This is a genomic window from Dactylosporangium sp. CA-233914 (assembly GCF_050942935.1).
GTDB lineage: Bacteria > Actinomycetota > Actinomycetes > Mycobacteriales > Micromonosporaceae > Dactylosporangium.
Genome location: NZ_CP192030.1, coordinates 10270328 through 10291705, shown reverse-complemented (window position 1 = coordinate 10291705; position 21378 = coordinate 10270328). Strand labels below are relative to the sequence as shown.

Below are 21378 nucleotides of genomic sequence, written 5' to 3'. Positions count from 1 at the left end.
GCGGCGCCCGTTGATCTTTTTGTTAGGAGCCCCCGGTGGAGATCGCCGACCTCGTCGCGAGCAAGGTCCTCGACGTGCCCGACTTCCCGAAGCCGGGGATCATGTTCAAGGACCTCATGCCGCTGTTCGCCGACGGCCCGTCGTTCGCCGCGGCCGTCGACGCCATCGTGGCCGAGCAGGGCGCGGACAGCTTCGACGTCGTGGCCGGCATCGAGGCGCGTGGCTTCGTGATCGCCGCCGCGATCGCCTACGCCACGGGCAAGGGCGTCGTCCCCGTGCGCAAGGCCGGCAAGCTGCCCCGCACGACCGTCGCGGCGACCTACGCGCTGGAGTACGGCGAGGCGACCCTGGAGGTCCACGCCGACGCGTTCATGGCGGGGGAGCGGGTCCTCGTCGTCGACGACGTCCTGGCCACCGGCGGCACCGCCGAGGCGACCCTGAGTCTCGTCGAGCGGGCCGGCGGGCTGGTCAGCGGCTTCAGCGTGGTGCTGGAGCTGTCGTTCCTCAAGGGGCGGGAGCGGCTGACGGGACGTCCGGTTCATGCCCTGTTGACCGTCTGAGGGGCGCTTTCCGAGTCGCTTACCGGGCGTTCTGATGAGGAGAAATGTCGGTGGGGACGGGTAAGCTTGCGGTTCGGAACGTTGTCGGCGATGAGGAGCGGCCGGTGACCGGCGACATCGCACCCCCCATTGAGGGTACGGTCGACCACGTGCAGGATGAAGGCGCACGCCCCGCAAAGGCGACTGAACCGCGCGATGTCCGCGACGCGACCGCGCCGGAGACGGCGGAGGCCGGCGGCGTGGTGCTGCAGTTCCCCACGCCGCCGAGCACGCCCCAGCGCCGCGCGAGCGACCAGCAGCCCCAGCGACGCACGCCGGAGGAGATCCTCGGCGAGGACACCGAGGATCTCACCGACGCCGCCGGCGGGGTTACCGGCGCCGTGGCGGGGTTCGTGGGCGCCGCGCCGACCGGCCGCCGGGTGCGGGCCCGCCTGGCGCGGTTTAACGCGCCCTGGCAGAGCCCCTCGGTCAGCGAGGTGCTGGAGCCGCTGATCGCCCAGCACAAGGCGAGCCACCCCAAGGCCGACGTGCGGTTGCTGCAGCGCGCCTACGACATGGCGGAGCACTTCCACAAGGGGCAATACCGCAAGTCCGGCGACCCCTACATCACCCACCCGCTCGCCGTGGCCACGATCCTCGCCGACCTGGGCATGGACACCACCACCCTGGTGGCCGCGCTGCTGCACGACACGATCGAGGACACCGAATACACGATCGAGCGCATGCAGGTCGACTTCGGCGGCGAGGTCACGCTGCTGGTCGACGGCGTCACCAAGCTCGACAAGGTCAAGCTCGGCGACGCGGCGAAGGCCGAGACGATCCGCAAGATGGTCGTGGCGATGGCCAAGGACCCGCGGGTGCTGGTGATCAAGCTGGCCGACCGGCTGCACAACATGCGCACCCTGACCTTCCTGCCCCGCCCCAAGCAGGAGCAGAAGGCCAAGGAGACCCTGGAGATCCTGGCGCCGCTCGCGCACCGGCTGGGCATGAACACGATCAAGTGGGAGCTGGAGGACCTGGCGTTCCGCACGCTGTTCCCCAAGCGCTTCGACGAGATCAGCCGGCTCATCGCCGAGCACACGCCGCAGCGTGACTCGCTGCTGCGCACCGTGACCCAGAAGGTCGCCAACGACCTCAAGGCCGCCAAGATCAAGTCGGAGGTCACCGGCCGGCCGAAGCACCTGTACTCCGTCTACCAGAAGATGATCGTCCGGGGCCGCGACTTCGGCGACATCTACGACCTGGTCGGCGTGCGCATCCTGGTCGACACCGTCCGCGACTGCTACGCGGCCCTCGGCGTGATCCACGCGAACTGGCAGCCCGTGCCGGGCCGGTTCAAGGACTACATCGCCATGCCGAAGTTCAACATGTACCAGTCGCTGCACACGACGGTCATCGGACCCACCGGCAAGCCGGTCGAGCTGCAGATCCGCACCTACGCGATGCACCGCACGGCGGAGTATGGCATCGCGGCGCACTGGCGTTACAAGGAGACGAAGAACGCCACGATCGCCGGGCCGCCCGCGCACATCGACGAGATGACGTGGCTGCGGCAGCTGCTGGACTGGCAGCGCGAGGCGAGCGACCCCAGCGAGTTCCTCGACGCGCTGCGCTTCGACCTGTCCAGCCAGGAGGTGTACGTCTTCACGCCGAAGGGCGACGTGATCGCGCTGCCCACCGGCTCGACCCCGGTCGACTTCGCCTACGCCGTGCACACCGAGGTCGGCCACAAGTGCATCGGCGCGCGCGTCAACGGCAAGCTCGTGCCGCTGGAGAGCACGCTGTCCAACGGCGACGTCATCGAGATCTTCACCTCGAAGTCGGAGACCGCCGGGCCGACGCAGGACTGGCTGGGCTTCGTCAAGAGCCCCCGGGCCCGCACGAAGATCCGGCAATACTTCAACAAGGAGCGCCGCGAGGAGGCGATCGAGGCCGGCAAGGAGGCGATCGTCAAGGCGATGCGCAAGCAGGGCCTGCCGCTGCAGCGCCTGCTCACGTCCGAGTCGCTGATGACGATCGCCCGCGAGCTGCACCTGGCCGACGTGGCCGCCCTCTACGCCGCCGTCGGCGACGGCCAGGCCTCGGCCCAGTCGATCGTCCAGCGCCTCGTGCAGGGCTACGGCGGCGAGGAGGGCGCGGTCGAGGACATCGCCGAGACCGCGATCCCGACCCGCCCGGCCCGCGCCCGCACCGCCGCCACCGACCCCGGCGTCGAGGTCCGCGGCGTCGACGACGTGTGGATCAAGCTGGCCCGCTGCTGCACCCCGGTCCCGGGCGACGCGGTCTTCGGCTTCGTGACCCGCTCCGGCGGCGTGAGCGTCCACCGCGACGACTGCGCCAACGCCGCGGACCTCAAGGAGCAGCCGGAGCGAGTCCTGGAGGTCAGCTGGAAGCCGACCAGCGCCTCGACGTTCCTGGTCGCCATCCAGGTCGAGGCCCTGGACCGCCACAAGCTCCTGGCCGACGTCACCCGCGTCCTGTCCGACGAGAAGGTCAACATCCTCTCGGCGACGGTGACCACGACCCGCGACCGGGTGGCGATCAGCCGCTTCAGCTTCGAGATGGCCGACCCGAAGCACCTCAACCACCTGCTGGCCGCGGTCCGCCGCATCGACGGCGTCTACGACGCCTACCGGGTGACCTCCGGCGCCTGATCCCCCTTTTGTGGCTGGTGCCGCGCGCTGCCGCTGAGCGCAGTGGCGGCGCTGTCGTCGTCGGCCTGGTGGTGGCCGTGGCTGCTGTGGTCGCACGACAGGCCGCTCGACGTCATGGCGGTTGCGGTGGTGCTGGCCGAGGAGGGCCGGCACGACGAGGCCGTCGAGTTGGCGGCCCGCATGGTGTCCGCGGACCCGTTCGAGTAACGGGCGAGGGCCGCCCACCGGGTCGGTGGGCGGCCCTCGTTACGGGCTTTGAGCTGGACTACGGGGTCGGGGCGCTCATCGTCAGGGTCTTGATGCGCACCTCGGTCTTCGGCTTGCCCTCGCTCGGCGCGGCGGACGGGTCGCCGCTGGCCTCGGGGACCACGCCGGCCTCCGCGACCTTCTTGATCAGATCCAGGCCCTCGGTCACCTTGCCGATGACCGTGTAGTTCGGGTCCAGCTGCTCGATGTCCTTGTACACGATGAAGAACTGGCTGCCCGTCGACGCCGGCTGGCCGTTGTTCGCCATCGCGACCACACCCTCGCCGTAGGCCGGGCGCTTGCCGGTCGGGAGGTTCTCCTCCGCGTAGCGGTAGGACGGGCCGCCGAAGCCCGTGGCGAACGGGTCGCCGCACTGCAGGACGTAGATGCTCTGCAGGACCAGGCGGTGGCAGGTCGAGTCGTCGAAGAACTTCTTGCTCGCCAGATACGTGAAACTTTCCGCGGTGCACGGGGCGTGGGCGGTGTCGACCTCGATCTTGATCGTGCCGACGCTCGTGTCCAGGGTCATCGTCTGGGTGCCCGTGCGGGCCTCGCCGGAGGCCGGGGGCTTGCCCACGTCCTTGGTGTTCTTCGCCAGCTCCGGGTCGGGGGAGGCGCTGGCGCTCGGGTCGACCACCGGGTGCCACACGCAGCTGGTCGGGGAGGCCGAGGACGACGGGTCGGCGCCGGCCTGCTCCTTCTTGTCGCCGTCGCTGGTCAGGGCGACCACCACCCAGGCCGCGGCGAGCACCACGATCAGGGCGCCCGCCCCGGCGGCGATCGTCGTGTTCCTACGGCGCCGGAGCCGGGACTGCTCGGCGCGATCGGCCATCTCCCGCTCCAGCCGCGCACGCGCCGCGGCGCGCTGACGGTCCCGGTTGGTGGTCACGGTCGGTACTCCTTGCTCAACAGGGATGGGGTGGACATCACGACTTGCTGGACGAGCTGGCCGAAGGGGCGCTCGAGGCGGACGCCGAGGCGTCGGCCGACGCGCTGGTCGTGGGGACCGGCTCGGCCTGCGGCGGAGCGGTGTCGGTGACGGTCAGCGAGCTGATCTTCACCTCCTGGTTGGGCTTGCCGCCGCCGGCCTGGTTGGAGCCGTCGTTGCCCGCGGCGCCGATCTTCTGCAGCACGTCGAGGCCGCCGGTGATCGTGCCGAAGACCGTGTAGTCGGCCGGGTACTGCACGTCCTTGAAGACCAGGAAGAACTGGCTGCTGTTGCTGTCCGGCTGCGAGGAGTGCGCCATGGCCAGGGTGCCGGCGGGATACAGGGCGTTGCCCGTGGCCGGGGCGTCCGCGGGCGCCGAGGCGCTCGGGTCGCTCGACGGGGCGGTCGGCGAGGGCACGTTCTCGTTCGGGAAGCGGTACGCCGGGCCGCCGCTGCCGGTCTGGGACGGGTCGCCGCACTGCAGGATGGCGTCGGTGAGGCGGTGGCACGTGGTGTTGTCGAAGAACTTCTTGCCCGCCAGGTACGTGAAGCTGTTCACGGTGCACGGCGCCTTGCTCGGGTCGAGCTTGGCGGTGACCGTGCCCTGGCCGAGCGCGATCGTCATCGTCTTGACGCCGTTCTTGACCACGTCCGTCGTCGGGGGCTTGCCGACGTCGGTCACGCCGCTGCCGGCGTCTACGCTGGTGTACGCACAGTCCTCGGCCTTGGCCGGGGCGGGAGAGAAACCGCCGGTCTTCCAGACCACGACCACGACCAGCAACGCGAGCACCACGGCAGTGCCGATGCCCGCCTGCCACTGGCGGCGTCGCCGCGCCGCGGCTGCCCTCCGGGCGATCTGCCGCTCGGTCTTGGCCCGCGCCAGAGCGCGCTGCCGGCTCTTACTGGAAGCCACCGGTGCTCCCCTCCAGGAAAATACATTTGGGTGCCACGTCACACGCCCGCCAGAGTGTACGGGTAGAACCCGGAATGCGGGTCGCCGCCCGGTCACGGTTCGCTGTGCCTGACCTCCGGATAGGGTCTACGTGCTGCCCGCTGTGCTTTGTTGGCAACCAGCGCAGCCGGTCGTCGTCGGGACATCGACAGGGAGGAGCGCCCCCCGTGCTCGTTGCCGGATTCCCCGCCGAGGCGTTCGGGACCAACTGCTTCGTCGTGGCCCCCGCGCCCGGCGAGCAGTGCGTGGTCATCGACCCCGGGATCGGGGTGACGGACCGGCTGGACGAGGTGCTCGCCGAGCACCGGCTCCAGCCCGCGGCGGTGCTGCTCACCCATGGTCACCTCGACCATACGTTCTCCGTGACCCCGGTCTGCGGCGCGCGGGGCATCACCGCGTACATCCACCCGGACGACACCGAGATGCTCGCCGACCCGGCCAAGGGCCTCAGCGCCGACCTCACGGCGCTGTTCGGCGGGCGGCTGTCCTGGAGCGAGCCCGAGGACGTGGCGCCGCTGGAGGACGGCCTGGTGCTCAAGATCGCCGGGCTGGAGCTGACCGTCGACCACGCGCCGGGGCACACCCGCGGCTCGGTGATGTTCCGCGGCGACGGCGACGAGCGGCTGTGCTTCTCCGGCGACGTGCTCTTCCGCGACTCGATCGGCCGCACCGACCTGCCGGGCGGCAGCATGGCGCAGATGATGGCGAGCCTGCGGGACAAGGTGCTCACGCTGCCCGACGAGACGATCGTGCTGCCCGGACACGGCCCCGAGACGACCATCGGGCGTGAGCGGGCCCGCAACCCTTATCTCCGTGAGGCGCTCGAGGCGCCGCGTAAAGGCTGGTAGAGACCCATGACCCGACCCACGCCGCTGTCCGGCTTCCCCGAGTGGCTGCCCGCGCAGCGCATCGCCGAGCAGCAGGTCCTCGACCGGCTGCGCCGTATCTTCGAGCTCTACGGCTTCTCGTCGCTGCAGACCCGGGCGGTCGAGCCGCTGGACCAGCTGCTGCGCAAGGGTGAGACCTCCAAGGAGGTGTACACGCTGCGCCGCCTCCAGGCAGGGGAAGGCGAAGAGGAGCAGACGCTGGGGTTGCACTTCGACCTGACCGTTCCGTTCGCCCGCTATGTGCTTGAAAATGCCGGAAAGTTGCAGTTTCCCTTCCGGCGGTACCAGATCCAGAAGGTGTGGCGGGGCGAGAAGCCACAGGCCGGACGCTACCGCGAGTTCCTGCAGGCCGACATCGACATCGTCGACCGCGACACCCTCCCGCCCCACTATGAGGCCGAGATCCCGCTGGTCATCGGCGACGCGCTGCGCTCGCTGCCGATTCCGCCGGTCCGGATCATGGTCAACAACCGCAAGCTCTGCGAAGGCTTCTACCGCGGCCTCGGCCTGGCCGAACCGGAGGAAATCCTCAGGATAGTCGACAAGCTGGACAAGATCGGCCCGAACGCCGTCGCGGAGCAGATCGTCGTGGCCGGCGGCACCGAGTCCCAGGCCAAGGCCTGCCTGGCGCTGGCCGAGATCCGGGCCCAGGACGCCTCCTTCGCCGACGCCGTGCGCGCCCTCGGCGTCGAGCACCCGCTGCTGGAGGAGGGCATCGCCGAGCTCACCGCCGTCGTCGAGACCGCCCGCGAGCACGCCCCGGGGCTGGTCGAGGCCACGCTGAAGATCGCCCGGGGCCTGGACTACTACACCGGCACCGTGTACGAGACGGAACTGGCCGGCTTCGAGCAGTACGGCTCGATCTGCTCCGGCGGCCGCTACGACAACCTGGCCAGTGCCGGCAAGGACGTCTTCCCCGGCGTCGGCATCTCCATCGGCGTCTCCCGGCTGCTGGGGCTGCTCTTCGACGCCGGGCAGCTGGCCGTCAGCCGCCCGACGCCGACCGCGGTGCTCGTCGCGCTGTGGAGCGAAGAGGAGCGCGCGACCAGCAACCGCATCGCCGCCGACCTGCGCGCCCGGGGCATCGCCACCGAGGTCGCGCCCGTGCCGGCGAAGCTGGGCAAGCAGATTCGCTACGCGGAGCGGCGGGGGATCCCCTACGTCTGGTTCCCGGCCAGCGCCTCGGCGGAGGGCGGCGATCAGGTCAAGGACATCCGCTCCGGCGAGCAGGTGGCCGCGGTGAGCGCTGAGTGGAACCCCCCGGCCGCGGACATGGCGCCGACCCTGCAGTGAAAGAATAGGGCCGTCTTGCGTAGTTCGCCGAAGGAGATCTTGTGATCCGATCCCATGAGTCCGGCACCCTGCGTGGCGCCGACGCCGGAACGACCGTGACGCTGGCCGGCTGGGTGGCCCGCCGCCGCGACCACGGCGGGGTCATCTTCGTCGACCTGCGCGACGCCTCCGGTGTGGTCCAGGTGGTCTTCCGGGAAGAGATGCAGGCCGCGCACGCGCTGCGCAACGAGTACTGCGTGCTCGTCACCGGCGAGGTGCGCGCCCGTCCCGCCGGCAACGAGAACCCCGACCTGCCCACCGGCGAGATCGAGGTCGTCGCCACCAGCCTCGAGGTGCTCTCGGAGGCCGCGCCGCTGCCGCTGCCGATCGACGACGAGGCCGCCAGCGACGACGTGCGCTACCACTACCGCTACCTCGACCTGCGCCGCTCCGGCCCGCACCGGGCCATGAAGCTGCGCAGCCGGGCCAACCAGATCGCCCGCAACCTGCTCGCCGGGCGCGACTTCGTCGAGGTCGAGACCCCGACGCTGACCCGCTCGACCCCGGAGGGCGCCCGCGACTTCCTGGTGCCGGTCCGGCTGCAGCCCGGCACCTGGTATGCGCTGCCCCAGTCGCCGCAGCTGTTCAAGCAGCTGCTCATGGTCGGCGGCCTGGAGCGCTACTACCAGATCGCCCGCTGCTACCGCGACGAGGGCTTCCGGGCCGACCGCCAGCCGGAGTTCACCCAGCTCGACATCGAGATGTCCTTCGTGACCCAGGAGGACATCATCGAGCTCGGTGAGTCGATCGTCCGGGCACTGTGGTCGGACCTCGCCGGCCACGAGATCGTGGGCGACATCCCGCACCTGACCTGGCACGAGGCCATGGCGCGCTACGGCTCCGACAAGCCGGACCTGCGCTACTCGGTCGAGCTGACCGAGCTGACGGAGTACCTGCGCGGCACCGAGTTCCGCGTCTTCGCCGGCGCGATCGACGCGGGCGGCTACGTCGGCGCGGTCGTGATGCCCGGCGGTGCCGCGCAGACCCGCAAGGAGCTCGACGGCTGGCAGGACTGGGCCAAGGCGCGCGGTGCCAAGGGCCTGGCGTACGTCGTCCTCGACGCCGACACCGGCGAGGCCCGCGGCCCGGTCGCGAAGAACCTCTCCGCCGAGCACCTGGGCGGCCTCGCCGACGCGGTCGGCGCCAAGCCCGGCGACGCGGTGTTCTTCGCCGCCTCCACCGAGCGGCGCGAGGCCCAGGAGCTGCTCGGCGCCGCCCGCATCGAGATCGCCAAGCGCGCCAAGCTCGTGGACGAGAGCGCGTGGGCGTTCTGCTGGATCGTCGACGCGCCGATGTTCGAGCCCACCGACCCGGAGGCCGGCGGAACCGGGGGCGGCGCGAAGGGCTGGACGGCCGTGCACCACCCGTTCACCTCACCCAACCGGGACTGGATCGACCGGTTCGAGGAGGCTCCGGGGGAGGCGCTGGCGTATGCGTACGACATCGTCTGCAACGGCAACGAGATCGGCGGCGGCTCCGTCCGTATCCACCGCGGGGACGTGCAGCGGCGCGTCTTCGACATGCTCGGCATCACGCCCGAGGACGCCGCGGACAAGTTCGGCTTCCTGCTCGAGGCGTTCAAGTACGGCCCGCCGCCGCACGCCGGCATCGCCTTCGGCTGGGACCGCATCTGCATGCTGCTGGCCGGCGCGGACTCGATCCGCGAGGTCATCGCCTTCCCGAAGACGGGTGGCGGCTACGACCCGCTGACCGGCGCGCCGACGCCGATCACCGCCGAGCAGCGCGCCGAGGCCGGCGTCGACGCCAAGCCGAAGGCCCCGATCCCGGCCGACGTCAAGGTTCCGGTCGAGCGTTCGAACTGATCCCCGGCCTGTAGGGTCGGGGGCCGTGGACGGCTTGTTTGAGGTTCAACCATCTGGTGACGGCGAGGGCTCTTCCGCACAGGGCCCCGCCGTCACCGGTGGTTTCACCGACGTGACAGCGGACGCGCCGCTCGCGGTGCGGATGCGCCCCGTCAGCCTCGACGAGCTGGTCGGCCAGCAGCACCTGCTGGCCCCGGGCGCGCCCCTGCGCCAGCTCGTCGGCGGCGCCTCGCCGATGTCGGTCATCCTGTGGGGCCCGCCCGGCTCCGGCAAGACCACCATCGCCCACCTGGTCGCCGGCGCCACCGACCGGCGCTTCGTGGCGCTCTCGGCCCTGTCCGCCGGCGTGAAGGACGTGCGCGCGGTCATCGACACCGCCCGCAAGGAGCGCCGCCGCGGCGGCCCGCCGACCGTTCTGTTCATCGACGAGGTTCACCGCTTCAGCAAGACCCAGCAGGACTCGCTGCTGGCCGCCGTCGAGGACCGCACCGTGACGCTGCTGGCCGCCACGACGGAGAACCCGTACTTCTCGGTCATCTCCCCGCTGCTGTCGCGCTGCGTGCTGCTGACCCTCCAGCCGCTCACCGACGACGACGTGCGCGCGCTGCTGCGGCGGGCCGTCGCCGACTCCCGCGGCCTGGACGGCGCCGTGACGCTGGACGAGGACGCGGAAGCTCATCTCGTACGTCTTGCCGCCGGCGACGTACGAAAGGCGCTCACCGCTCTTGAGGCGGCCGCGGGTGCCGCGATCGCGCAGGAGATGCCGAGCATCGACCTGGCCACCGCGGAGAAGGCCGTCGACGTCGCCGCACTGCGTTACGACAAGGACGGCGACGAGCACTACGACGTGGTGAGCGCGTTCATCAAGAGCATCCGCGGCTCCGACGTGGACGCCGCCCTGCACTACCTGGCCCGCATGATCACCGCGGGGGAGGACGCCAGGTTCATCGCCCGCCGCATGGTCATCTCCGCCAGCGAGGACATCGGCATGGCCGACCCCACGGCGCTGCCGATCGCGACGGCGGCCGCGCACGCGGTCGAGTACGTCGGGCTGCCGGAGGTCCAGATCGTCCTCGCCCAGGCCGTGATCCACCTGGCCCTGGCCCCGAAGTCCAACGCGGTGGTCGCCGCGATCGGCGCGGCGATGGCCGACGTGCGCGCCGGGCACGGCGGTGGAGTACCCGCGCATTTACGCGACGCGCACTATAAGGGGGCAAGCTCGGTGGGGCACGGAAAGGGGTACAAATACCCACACGATGACCCCCGGGGCGTGGTCCAGCAGCAGTACGCGCCGGAGGGGATCCGCGACAAGGAGTACTACCGCCCGACGGGCCATGGCGCAGAGCGCGCAGTGGCGGAACGATTGCCGAAACTGCGGCGTATCGTGCGTGGAACCGGGGCCGGTGACGCTCCGGAATCGACCAACATGGCGGAGGAGCGGCACCGGTGACATCGGGTCGGGACGAGGCCAGGAAGCGGCGCGGCCGCGGCAAGGCCCAGCAAGGCCCGAGCGGCGAGGAGGAACTCGGCTGGCTCGCGGAGCTACGCAGCGCGGGCAACGACCCGGATGACCTCGCCGCCCTGGGCGGCTCTCCCGCGCCCGCGGACGTCCTCGATCAGGTGCCACCCCAGTCCCGTGGCGACGCCGGCCCGGTGGTCTCGGGCCCGGTGGTCTCCCGCTACGCCGGCCCCGGCTTCGGCGACGCGGGCCCGTCCGGCTCACGCTCCTCCTCCCCGGCCCGCTCCTCCTCCCCGTCACGCTCCGGCGCCCCCGAGCCCGGCCCGATCGCGCCCGGGTCGTCCGCACCCCGCGGGGCGGCCGAGCCCACGCAGGCCTGGCGCGTGCCGCGCAACGAGTCCCCGCCGGCCGCGAAGCCGCCGGTCGGCCCACCCGCGGAGGCCATGCCGACGTGGCGCCCGCCGCGCGACGTGCTCCGCGAGTCCGGCGAGCAGCCCGCCGCCGCCCCGGCGACCCCCGTCGCGCCGGAGCCGACCCAGGCCTGGCGCGTGCCCCGCGGCACGGCCCGCCCGGCCGAACCCCGGCGCGACGCCGCACCGGGCGCCCGCTCCGAGCCCCCGCCCGGCTCCCGCCCAGCCTCCGGTGACGCCGAGCCGTGGCGTGAGTCGCCGTCGGGTTCGCGTCCGGCGTCGGGGCGTGCTGCGGCTGGTGATGCGGAGGCGTGGCGTGAGTCGCCGTCGGGTTCGCGTTCGGCGTCGGGGCGTGCCGGGGCTGGTGATGCGGAGGCGTGGCGTGAGTCGCCGTCCGGGTCGCGTTCCGCCTCTGGGCGGGCCCCGGGGGAGGGCGACCCGCGTTTGCGGGCCCAGCGGGCGGCGCATGACGAGTTCACGGCGGCCTGGGAGGCCTCGGCCGCGGCCAGCGACGCCATCTCGGAGATCACGGGCCGCCGGCGTGCGGCCGATGTCGTGCCGGAGCCACCCACCGGCGGGCAGCGGACGGCCCACTCACTGCCCGAACCCCGCACCGGCGAGGCGCCACCTCCCACCGGCGGGCGCGCCTCCGTCCCCGGCGGCCCTGGCGTTTCGGGCGGCGGTGGTCCTGGCGGCGGCATGCCTGGGGGCGGTGGCCCCGGGGACGGCGGCCCGGGTGGCGGCCGCCGCCGTCGCCGCGCGGCCGAGCCGGCCGAGCCCGCCGCGTTCCGCACCGGACAGACGCCCGACCCTCGGGAACCGGATCCGCGTGGCACTGATCCGCACAGCAGTGACATTCGCGGCGGCGACCAGCGCGGCGCCCCGGTCCGCGATGGTGACCGCCGAGGCGGCCCGGCCCGCGGCGCTGACGTCCGCGGCGGAGACCCGCGCGGTGGCGATCCCCGCGGTGGCGATGTCCGTGGCGGAGATCCGCGTGATGGCGATGTCCGCGGTGGCGATCCCCGCAGTGGCGATGTCCGTGGCGGAGACCCGCGCGGTGGCGTTGTCCGCGGTGGCGATCCTCGCGGTGGTGGCGTTCGCGGTGGTGATCCGCGCAGCGGGGACTTCCGGGGCGGTGAGGGTCGCGGTGGCAGTGCTCGCGGGGGCGACCCGCGGGTCCCGGATCCGCGTACGGGCGATGCGCGTGGCGGCGAATCCTCGACTGCTGCGCTTCGTGGCGGTCGTGCGACGACCCGTCCCGCCGATGGGCCCGGTGGTGCCGGAGGTCCTGGCGGTCGCGGCAGCGGTGGACCCGTTGAGGCCGGTGGGCCCGGTAGCCGCGGCGGTAGTGGCCCGGCCGGGCCGGGCGATCCGAGTGGCCCCGGCGGACCTGGCGCGCGGTCGACCGGTGGACCTGACGGGCCTGGCGGGTCTGGTATGCGAACTGCCAGTGGAGCTGACGGGCCCGGCCGGTCCGGTGGGCCCGGCATGCGAGCCGCTGGTGGACCTGAGGGGTCTGGCCGCGCTGGTGAGTCTGGTATGCGGGCTGCTGGTGGACCTGAGGGGCCTGGCGGGTCTGGCCGGGTCGGTCGGCCCGGCGCGCGGGCGGCTGGTGGGCCCGGTGGCCCTGGCGAGGCTGGGCGGCCCGGTGGGCGGTCCGGTGGGCCCGGCGCGGGCGGGGCCGGTGGTCCTCATGGGCCGGGGCGAGGCGGGCCGTACGGAAGCGGGCGCCCGGCCGGGGACGGGCCGGCGCCGAAGCCGTTCGTCGACCTGGCGCGGTTCGATCCCAACCCGGTGACGTACCGGGGCACGGCCAGCTCGCCGATGGCGTTCGACTGGGAGTCGACCACGCAGATCGCGCCGTTCGGGCTGCTGCGGCAGGCGCAGGCGAAGCGGGTACGGCAGCTGCGGTTCGCCACGATTATTTTTGTCGTGCTGGCCGTGGTCAGCGCGCCGGCGGCGTTCTTCGTGATCCGGGAACTGTCCAAGGATCCCGTCTTCGTCGAGCTCGACGAGCTGGACCTGCCCGAGTGGGCCGCGCAGAATCCGACCGACGGGGCGGTCGGCAGCCGGTGGTGCATTCGCGAGTGCCGGTCGCGGCAGCGTACGTGGGAGTCGGCCCGCAGCCCTGAGGAGACCAACCGCGCGTTCGTCGGCAAGCTGCGCAACGCGGGCTGGGTCGAGTGGAACATCCCCGACTGCCAGGCCGAGGGCGTCGACGGCATGGAGACGTGCTGGCAGCGCGACGAGTACGTGCTCGACCTGTGGGTACGCGCCGCCGTCTGCGACGTGAAGGGCGCCCGCCCGACGGTCAGCCCCGCGCCCGCCCCGTCCGGCAAGTCGCCGACCGCCAAGCCCCCGTCGAAGGCCCCGTCCGCGGCGTCGTCCGACTCACCGCCGGGCGAGGGCGACCCGGGCCCGGCCCCGACGGCGATCTGCCCCCTCGCGGTCACGACGATCAAGGTCTTCAACCGGATCAGCTACGACCCGGGCGGCGGCGGCCAGCCCGGCCCCTGACGCCCGGCCCAACCGGTGGGCGGCGCGGCCCGGCTTGTAAGCGGCGCGATCCGGCCTGGTAGCGGTCCCGTGTCGGCTCGCTGGTGGTGGGAGCGGTGGGGCGTGGTCGGCTGGCTGGCGGTGGGAGCGGTGTCGTGTGGCCGGGGTCGGGCCCGACAAGGACGTTCTCGTCCGGCGGGCGGTGGCAGCGATGAGATGGGGGACGGGACCGATCTGCTTCGCTCCCGGCGAGCGGGGCTGCGGTCGCCGGAGACGGGTGCGGATCGGCGGGTGGAGGGCGCGGAGGTGCGGTAAAGCCGGCCGCCGCAGGTCGAAAAGCGTGTGGAGCGGCCGGTCGAAGCGCGGCGATGCATCACGGAGGGTAGGGTTCGTCCGTTGGAAATGCGCTTCCACACGGGTGAACCTCAATGCGGGTGAAGGAGGAACGGCGTGACCGTGTCCCTGGGCGGTATCGCGGCGCTGGTGGCGTCGGGTGGGTTCTTCGTGCTCGTCCTGGTGCTCGCCGTGCCGATTCTGCGTGTGCGGCACACGATCGACGCGGCCACCGGGGCCCTGCGGGACGCCGCCAATCAGACCACGCCCATGCTTGAGCGGGTCAACAGCACGATCGACAACGTCAACACCGCGCTGACGCAGGTGCACACCACGCTCGACGGGGTCAACATGCAACTCGCACGGATCGACACCATCACCGAAAACGTGTCGCACGTCAGCGCCAACGTTGCGAACCTGTCCACAGTGGTCAGCGCGGCCGCGGCCAACCCGCTCGTGAAGGTGGCCGCGTTCGGGTACGGCGTGCGCAAGGCCGCCGCCAACCGCCGGCGCGAGGCCGACGAGGCCGAGGTTCGCGAGCAGATCAAGCTGCGCCGCAAGCGCGGCTGAGCACATAGCCAGACACACGAAGTACAACTAAAAGAAAAGTACCAACCAAAAGATAGAGGGAAGGGTTGAGCCATGCGGCGTCTGCTGTGGCTCGGAATCGGACTCGCGGTCGGGGCACTGGTGGTCCGGGCGGTCGCCAAGAAGGCCCAGGTCTTCACCCCGCAGGGCATCGCGGCGTCGGCGCGCGACTCCGCCATGGGCGTCGCCGCCGGTGTGCGCAACTTCGTCGACGACGTGCGTGACGGGATGGCTGAGCGCGAGGCCGAGATCCACGCCGCGTTCACCGATGGTCTGACCCTGGACGAGGATCTATACCCGGAAGGCCGGCAGCACGGATGAGAACCGCCGAGATCAAGCGACGTTTCCTGGCCCACTTCGAGGGGGCGGGCCACACGGTGGTGCCCTCCGCCCCGCTGCCGGCGGTCGACGACCCCAACCTGCTGTTCATCAACGCCGGCATGGTCCAGTTCGTGCCGTTCTTCCTGGGGCAGCGCACCCCGCCGTATCCGCGCGCGACCAGTGTGCAGAAGTGCATCCGCACCCCCGACATCGACGAGGTCGGCAAGACCAGCCGGCACGGCACGTTCTTCCAGATGAACGGCAACTTCAGCTTCGGCGACTACTTCAAGGAAGGCGCCATCAAGCTGGCCTGGGAGCTGTCCACGAAGGCGGCCGAGGACGGCGGCTTCGGGCTGGACCCGGAGCGTATCTGGGCCACCGTGTACCTCGACGACGACGAGGCCATCGACATCTGGAAGCGTACCGGACTGCCCGCCGAGCGGATCGTGCGCCGCGGCAAGAAGGACAACTTCTGGTCGATGGGCATCCCGGGCCCGGCCGGCCCGTGTTCGGAGCTGTACTACGACCGCGGCGACGCCTACGGCAAGCCGGGCGGCCCGGAGGTGGACGAGGACCGCTACCTGGAGTACTGGAACCTCGTCTTCATGCAGCACGAGATCGCCAACGTGAAGTCGAAGGAGATCTTCGACATCGTCGGTGACCTGCCCGACAAGAATATCGACACCGGCATGGGCCTGGAGCGGATCGCCTCCATGCTGCAGGGCGTCGACAACCTGTACGAGATCGACGAGGTCGCCCCGATCCTGGCCAAGGCCGCGGAGCTGACCGGCAAGCGCTACGGCCAGAACGTCTCGCACATCGCGGCCGAGTCGCACCCCGATGACGTACGCCTGCGGGTCATCGCCGACCACGTGCGCACCGCGCTGATGGTCATCTCCGACGGCGTGATCCCCTCCAACGAGGGCCGCGGCTACGTGCTGCGCCGGATCCTGCGCCGCGCCATCCGCTCGATGCGCCTGCTGGGCTGGGCCGAGGGCCCGGCGCTGCCGCTGCTGCTGCCGATCGCCCGCGACTGCATGGCCCCGTCCTACCCGGAGGTCGCCTCCGAGTACGACCGGATCTCGCAGTACGCGTACGGCGAGGAGGAGCGCTTCCTGGCCACGCTCAGCGCCGGCACCACGATCCTCGACCTGGCGGTGACCGAGACCAAGGCCAAGGGTGGCACGCTGCTGGCCGGGGACAAGGCGTTCCAGCTGCACGACACGTACGGCTTCCCGATCGACCTCACCCTGGAGATCGCCGCGGAGCAGGGCCTGCGGGTCGACGAGGACGGCTTCCGCCGGCTCATGGCCGAGCAGAAGGCCAACGCCAAGGCCGACGCGAAGGCCCGCAAGACCGGCCACGCCGACCTGTCGGTGTACCGGGCGGCGCTGGAGGAGGGCGGCGCGGTCGAGTTCACCGGCTACCGCGAGGTCTCCCGCGAGTCCCGGGTGCGTTCGCTGCTCGGCGCCAAGGCCGCCGGCGAGGGCGAGGAGGTCTCGATCGTCCTCGACGCGACGCCGTTCTACGCCGAGAGCGGCGGCCAGCTCGCCGACTCGGGCTTCATCACGCTCGGCGGCGGCCGGGTCGAGGTGCTCGACGTGCAGTCGCCGCTGCCCGGCCTGATCGTCCACCGGGCCCGGGTCGTGGCCGGCGAGGTCCACCCCGGCGACACCGCGTTCGCCGAGATCGACGTAGACCGTCGCCGCGCGGTCTCGCGCGCCCACACCGCGACCCACCTTATCCACCAGACGATGCGCAACTTCCTCGGCGAGTCGGCGACCCAGGCGGGCTCGCTCAACGCCCCGGGCCGGCTGCGCTTCGACTTCAACACCCCGTCGGCGGTCCCGGCGAGCGTGCTGCACGACGTGGAGCAGCAGGTCAACGAGGTGCTCCTGCGTGACCTGCTGGTGAACGCGTTCGTCACCACGCAGGAGGAGGCGCGCAAGATCGGCGCCATGGCGCTGTTCGGCGAGAAGTACGGCGACGAGGTCCGCGTCGTCGAGGTCGGCGACTACGCCCGCGAGCTGTGCGGCGGCACCCACGTGGAGCGCTCCTCGCAGCTCGGCCTGGTGAAGATCCTCTCCGAGGCGTCCGTCGGCTCGGGCGTGCGCCGCGTCGAGGCCTTGGTCGGCCTGGACGCGTTCAGCCACCTGGCCCGCGAGCACCTGCTGGTCTCCCGGCTGGCCGAGCTCTTCCGCGTCCCCGGCGACCAGGTCGCCGACCGCGTGGAGCAGACCGTGGCCCAGCTGCGCGACGCCGAGCGCGAGCTGGAGAAGCTGCGCACCCAGGTCGTCCTGGCCGGCGCCGGCGCCCTGGCCGAGGGCGCCCGCGACGTGCGCGGCGTGGCGTTCGTGGGCACCGAGGCCCCGGAGGGCACGTCGGCCAACGAGGTGCGCACACTGGTCCAGGAGATCCGCGGCCGCATCCCGGCCGACCGCCCCGCGGTGGTCGCCGTGACGTCCCGCGCGGGCGGCAAGGCGTCACTGGTGGTCGCGGTCAACGCGGCGGGCAAGTCACGCGGCCTGGCCGCGGGCGCCCTGGTCAAGGGCGCCCTGTCGGGCCGCGGCGGCGGCAACGCGGACCTCGCCCAGGGCGGCGGCGTCCCCGCCACCGAGGCGGCGAACCTCCTGGCCGCGGTGGAGAAGGCCCTGTAAGAGAAACGCGTCCGTAACGGCCGGCCCGGGTCAAGGTCCCCTTGACTCGGGCCGCCTCACTTACAGACCGCTCCTCCCGCGAGACACCGGGCCGGGGCCCAGCTCCGCTGGCCCTGGCCCTGCCAGGCCCGCGTGGCCAAGACCCCCGGCGAAGTCCCGGGTGTAGTGCCAAGTCTCGTGTCGCATCAAGGGTCTCGTGGCCTGCGCCCTGTCGTGCGTCGCCCGTCGCGTGCCTTGCGTCGTTGTCTCGCGCCGCCGCGTCTCGCGCCGCGTCCTGCGTTCCGGCTTACGCCGCCTCTCGGGTCTCGTGCCTTTGCGTCGCGTCTCGTGCCGTTGTGCCGCCGTGTCTTGTGCCGCGTCTGGCGTCTGGCCGTACGCCGCCGCTCGCGTCTCGTGCCTTGCGTCGTTGTCTCGCGCCGCTGTGTCTCGCTTCTCGTGCCGCGTCTCGTGTTCGGGCCTTCGTTGTCTCGTGTCCTGCGCCGTGTCTCGTGCCGTTGTGCCGCCGTGTCTTGCGCCGCGTCTGGCGTTTGGCCGTAAGTTGCCTCTCGGGTCTCGTGCCTTTGCGTCGCGTCTCGCGCCTTTGTGCCACCGTGTCTTGTGCCGCGTCTGGCGTTTGGCCGTACGTCGCCTCTCGCGTCTCGTGCCTTGCGTCGCGTCTCGTGCCGCTGCGTCTCGCGTCTCGTGCCGCGTTCTCCTGTTCGGGCCTTCGTGTCTCGTGTCTTGCGTCCTGTCTCGCGCCGCTGTATCTCGCGTCTCATGTCCTGCGTCGCGTCTCGTGCTGCTGTGTCTCGCTTCTCGTGCCGCGTCTCGTGTTCGGGCCTTCGTGTCTCGTGCCTTGTGTCCTGTCTCGCGCCGCTGTATCTCGCGTTTGGCCGTACGTCGCCTCCAGCGTCCCGTGTCTTGCGTCGCGTCTCGCGTTGCCGGCGGTCCCGGTGCGCGCAGGCTCGTTCACAGCCCGCGACATGCCGATTCCGTTGCCGGCCTTCGCTGAAACCGCACCCTCCGCATCTTCGCCCACACCCGAAATTTCGGATAGGTCGCCCGAGCAGGTGACACGGAGGGCAATCGGCGTGTCTGACGGTGACGGGGCGCACACGGGGCGGAAAACCCCAGCGGGCCAATCGATGCACGGGCCTGGACGACCCGGCGCGCCGACCCCGGGTGCCGGACCGGGGGAGCGGGGGTGAGCGCACCAGGATGCCGAAAGCGGTTATCGTGCGCGTGTGGAGCAGTGGACGCGGGGACGGCGCCTCGGCATCGACGTGGGCTCGGTGCGGGTGGGCGTGGCCGCTTGCGATCCGGACGGCATTCTCGCCAGCCCGGTCGCCACCGTCGCCCGTGACCAGCAGCCGAAGCCGGACGCGGTGCCGTCCGACATTTCGGAGATTCTCCGTTACGCCGCCGAATACGAGGCAGTGGAGATCGTCGTCGGGTTGCCGATCAACCTGGCCGGCAAGGAGGGTCCGGCGGCCACTCTGATCAGGCAATACGCGGACCGTCTGGCCGAGCTGGCCGCTCCGGTGCCCGTCGTGCTGGCGGACGAGAGGATGTCCACGGCGGCGGCAACACGTAGGCTGTCGGAGCGCGGCGTCCGAGGCAGACGCCAGCGCGCGGTCGTCGATCAAGCGGCCGCGGTGGAGATCCTGCAGGGTTGGCTCGACGCCAGACGTGCCGGAGCAGTTCGTGGCTGAGCGCCCAGGAGGCAGAGTGCAGATGAACGAGCTGGATCTGGCGTGGGAGGATGAGCAGCGGCCGCGTCACCGGCGCCGCGCCGCCTCCGGGCCGGCCCGGAAACGCAAGAAGGGCCGCGGTGGAAAGACCTTCCTCGCCTTCTTCATCAGCCTGCTGGTCGTCGGCGGCCTGGCCTTCGGTGCGTATATCGGCATCGACAAGGTCAAGGACATGTTCAGCGCCCCCGACTACAACGGCGGAGGCACCGGCGAGGTGACGGTCGAGGTCATCCAGGGCCAGCTCGCCGCGGACATCGGCAACACCCTGGTCCAGAAGGACGTCGTCAAGAGCGCCAAGGCGTTCGTCGAGGCGGCGAAGAGCGACGAGCGCAGCCGGAAGCTCCAGGCGGGCTTCTACAACCTTCGTAAGCAGATGAAGGCCTCCGCCGCGCTGTCGCTGATGCTCGACCCGCGCAGCCGCGCCGTCAACAAGGTCACCCTACCCGAGGGCCTGACCTGGCAGGACACGTTCACGAAGCTGTCCCAGGTCACGAAGATCCCCTACGCGGACTTCGAGAACGCCGCCAAGGACCCGAAGGCGCTCGGCGTCGGTGAGGTCTGGTACACCCGCCAGGACAACAAGCCCCGCGACCCCGGCATCGAGGGCTTCCTGTTCCCGGCGACCTACGACCTCCCGCCGAACGTCGACGCGACCGCCATCCTGAAGATCATCGTGGCGCGGTTCAACCAGGAGATCGACAAGATCGGTTTCATCGACACCGTGCAGAGCGCCCTGCACATCTCGCCCTACGAGGCCCTGGTCGCGTCCTCGATCGCGCAGGTCGAGGGCCTCGACAAGGACCAGCCCGGGATCGTGCGGGTGCTGTACAACCGCGTCTACAGCAACAAGTTCCCCTGCAACTGCCTGCAGGTCGACAGCACGGTCAACTACTTCCTGCGCATCACCAACAAGGGCGCCAAGCCCTCCACGGAGCTGCTCAACTCCGAGATCCACAACAAGAACAACCCGTACAACACCCACGACTTCCCCGGGATGCCCCGCGGCCCGATCAGCAACCCGGGCACCAGCGCCCTGACCGCGGCCACCAACCCGCCGAAGAGCGACTACTACTACTTCCTCGCCATCGACACCCAGGGCAACACGGCCTACGCCAAGACGTATCCGGAGTTTCAGAACCTCTGGACGCAGGCGCAGAAGAACGGCGTGAAGTAGCGTGCGTGCCGCCGTGCTCGGCAAGCCGGTGGGCCACTCGCGCTCACCGGCGATCCACAACGCCGGATACGCGGCGGCCGGCCTGAGCGACTGGTCGTACAGTGCGATCGAATGCGACGAGAACGACCTCGCGGGGCTGGTCGCCGGGCTCGGGCCGCAGTGGGCGGGGCTGTCGCTGACCATGCCGCTCAAGGAGGTGGCGCTGACGGTCGCCGACCTCGTCGACCCGTTCGCGGCGGCGATCGGCGCGGCGAACACGCTCGTGCGCCGGCAGTACGGCTGGCACGCGTACAACACCGATGCCCCCGGCATGGTCCGCGCCCTGCTGGAGGCCGGCGTCACTCGCACGCCGCGGCTGGCCCTGCTCGGCGCGGGCGGCACCGCCCGCGCCGCGATCGCCGCGGCCGCCAGCCTGGCCGCGGACGTCACCGTCTACACCCGCCGGCCCGAGGCGGCCGAGGAACTGCGCCCGGTCGCCGAGGCCCTCGACGTGGAGCTCACCGCGGCCCCGTGGTCCGCGGCGGCCGAGGCGGCGAGCGCGCCCGTGGTGATCTCGACTGTGCCGAAGGGCGCCGCCGACCACCTGGCCGTGGCGGACTTCTCGGCCCGGCCGGTCGTGTTCGACGCGATCTACGACCCCTGGCCGACGCCGCTGGCCGCCGCCGCGCAGGATGCCGGCTGTCGGATCGTCTCCGGCCTCGACCTGCTGCTGTGGCAGGCGGTCGATCAGTTCGAGCTGTTCACCGGGGTCAAGGCACCCGTCGCGGCGATGCGCGAGGCGCTGCACACCAGAGGGTGAGATGCGGGCGGCCCCGGACCGGGCTCGGG

18 protein-coding genes are annotated in these 21378 nt (G+C 71.5%); 15 read left to right on the top strand and 3 right to left on the bottom strand.

Annotated features, from left to right (window positions below; all coding sequences use genetic code 11):
* The first annotated feature begins 35 nt into the window (after positions 1–35).
* From ACQPY0_RS45545 to ACQPY0_RS45535, 3 genes are read left to right on the top strand one after another with little or no spacing between them, the layout of a single operon-like run.
* Positions 36–560 (top strand): adenine phosphoribosyltransferase, encoded by a 525-nt coding sequence (locus ACQPY0_RS45545; protein ID WP_432975556.1) that lies wholly within the window; start codon positions 36–38, stop codon positions 558–560.
* Positions 561–604: 44 nt separating this feature from the next.
* The gene (locus tag ACQPY0_RS45540; protein ID WP_432975553.1) at positions 605–3214 is read left to right on the top strand and encodes a RelA/SpoT family protein; all 2610 of its coding nucleotides are present in this window, start codon (positions 605–607) and stop codon (positions 3212–3214) included.
* 42 nt (positions 3215–3256) lie between these two features.
* On the top strand, positions 3257–3421 hold the full coding sequence (locus ACQPY0_RS45535) for a hypothetical protein (protein ID WP_432975551.1): 165 nt from the start codon (positions 3257–3259) through the stop codon (positions 3419–3421).
* Between the two features lie 58 nt (positions 3422–3479).
* Here the strand turns inward: ACQPY0_RS45535 and ACQPY0_RS45530 are convergent, their stop codons facing one another.
* Together ACQPY0_RS45530 and ACQPY0_RS45525 are read right to left on the bottom strand one after the other, a co-directional pair.
* A complete protein-coding gene (locus ACQPY0_RS45530; protein ID WP_432975548.1) occupies positions 3480–4349 on the bottom strand; it encodes a peptidylprolyl isomerase in 870 nt (289 codons plus the stop codon).
* A 37-nt stretch (positions 4350–4386) separates the two neighbouring features.
* A complete protein-coding gene (locus ACQPY0_RS45525) occupies positions 4387–5301 on the bottom strand; it encodes a peptidylprolyl isomerase (protein WP_432975545.1) in 915 nt (304 codons plus the stop codon).
* A 206-nt stretch (positions 5302–5507) separates the two neighbouring features.
* On the opposite strand from ACQPY0_RS45525, the gene ACQPY0_RS45520 reads away from it, so the two are divergent.
* The 4 genes from ACQPY0_RS45520 (at position 5508) to ACQPY0_RS45505 (ending at position 10832) form a co-directional block, all read left to right on the top strand.
* Positions 5508–6188, top strand: coding sequence for an MBL fold metallo-hydrolase (locus tag ACQPY0_RS45520; protein ID WP_432975542.1), 681 nt, complete (start codon positions 5508–5510; stop codon positions 6186–6188).
* A 6-nt stretch (positions 6189–6194) separates the two neighbouring features.
* A complete protein-coding gene (gene hisS / locus ACQPY0_RS45515; protein WP_432975539.1) occupies positions 6195–7520 on the top strand; it encodes a histidine--tRNA ligase in 1326 nt (441 codons plus the stop codon).
* Between the two features lie 41 nt (positions 7521–7561).
* Positions 7562–9382, top strand: a complete 1821-nt coding sequence (gene aspS, locus ACQPY0_RS45510) for an aspartate--tRNA ligase (protein WP_432975536.1) — start codon at positions 7562–7564, stop codon at positions 9380–9382.
* 112 nt (positions 9383–9494) lie between these two features.
* Positions 9495–10832 carry a replication-associated recombination protein A gene (locus tag ACQPY0_RS45505; protein WP_432975533.1) on the top strand — a complete coding sequence of 446 codons (1338 nt, stop codon included), beginning with the start codon at positions 9495–9497 and terminating at the stop codon, positions 10830–10832.
* A 229-nt stretch (positions 10833–11061) separates the two neighbouring features.
* Here the strand turns inward: ACQPY0_RS45505 and ACQPY0_RS45500 are convergent, their stop codons facing one another.
* On the bottom strand, positions 11062–11781 hold the full coding sequence (locus ACQPY0_RS45500) for a hypothetical protein (RefSeq protein ID WP_432975530.1): 720 nt from the start codon (positions 11779–11781) through the stop codon (positions 11062–11064).
* Positions 11782–12080: 299 nt separating this feature from the next.
* Between ACQPY0_RS45500 and ACQPY0_RS45495 the strand changes: the two genes are divergently transcribed.
* The 8 genes from ACQPY0_RS45495 (at position 12081) to ACQPY0_RS45460 (ending at position 21349) form a co-directional block, all read left to right on the top strand.
* A complete protein-coding gene (locus ACQPY0_RS45495; RefSeq protein ID WP_432975527.1) occupies positions 12081–13049 on the top strand; it encodes a hypothetical protein in 969 nt (322 codons plus the stop codon).
* The gene (locus tag ACQPY0_RS45490) at positions 13046–13768 is read left to right on the top strand and encodes a hypothetical protein (RefSeq protein WP_432975524.1); all 723 of its coding nucleotides are present in this window, start codon (positions 13046–13048) and stop codon (positions 13766–13768) included. Before ACQPY0_RS45495 ends, ACQPY0_RS45490 begins: the two co-directional genes overlap by 4 nt.
* Positions 13769–14203: 435 nt before the next feature.
* A complete protein-coding gene (locus ACQPY0_RS45485; protein WP_432995639.1) occupies positions 14204–14650 on the top strand; it encodes a DUF948 domain-containing protein in 447 nt (148 codons plus the stop codon).
* A 72-nt stretch (positions 14651–14722) separates the two neighbouring features.
* The gene (locus tag ACQPY0_RS45480) at positions 14723–14989 is read left to right on the top strand and encodes a hypothetical protein (RefSeq protein WP_432975521.1); all 267 of its coding nucleotides are present in this window, start codon (positions 14723–14725) and stop codon (positions 14987–14989) included.
* Complete coding sequence (gene alaS, locus ACQPY0_RS45475) at positions 14986–17646, top strand: alanine--tRNA ligase (RefSeq protein WP_432975518.1); 2661 nt, start codon at positions 14986–14988, stop codon at positions 17644–17646. The genes ACQPY0_RS45480 and alaS overlap by 4 nt, the downstream gene beginning before the upstream one ends.
* Positions 17647–18869: 1223 nt before the next feature.
* A complete protein-coding gene (ruvX, locus tag ACQPY0_RS45470; RefSeq protein ID WP_432975515.1) occupies positions 18870–19337 on the top strand; it encodes a Holliday junction resolvase RuvX in 468 nt (155 codons plus the stop codon).
* Positions 19338–19359: 22 nt separating this feature from the next.
* Positions 19360–20550: an endolytic transglycosylase MltG gene (mltG, locus tag ACQPY0_RS45465; RefSeq protein WP_432975512.1), complete on the top strand. Its 1191-nt coding sequence runs from the start codon at positions 19360–19362 to the stop codon at positions 20548–20550.
* Positions 20551–20563: 13 nt separating this feature from the next.
* A complete protein-coding gene (locus ACQPY0_RS45460; protein ID WP_432995637.1) occupies positions 20564–21349 on the top strand; it encodes a shikimate dehydrogenase in 786 nt (261 codons plus the stop codon).
* Positions 21350–21378: the final 29 nt, after the last annotated feature.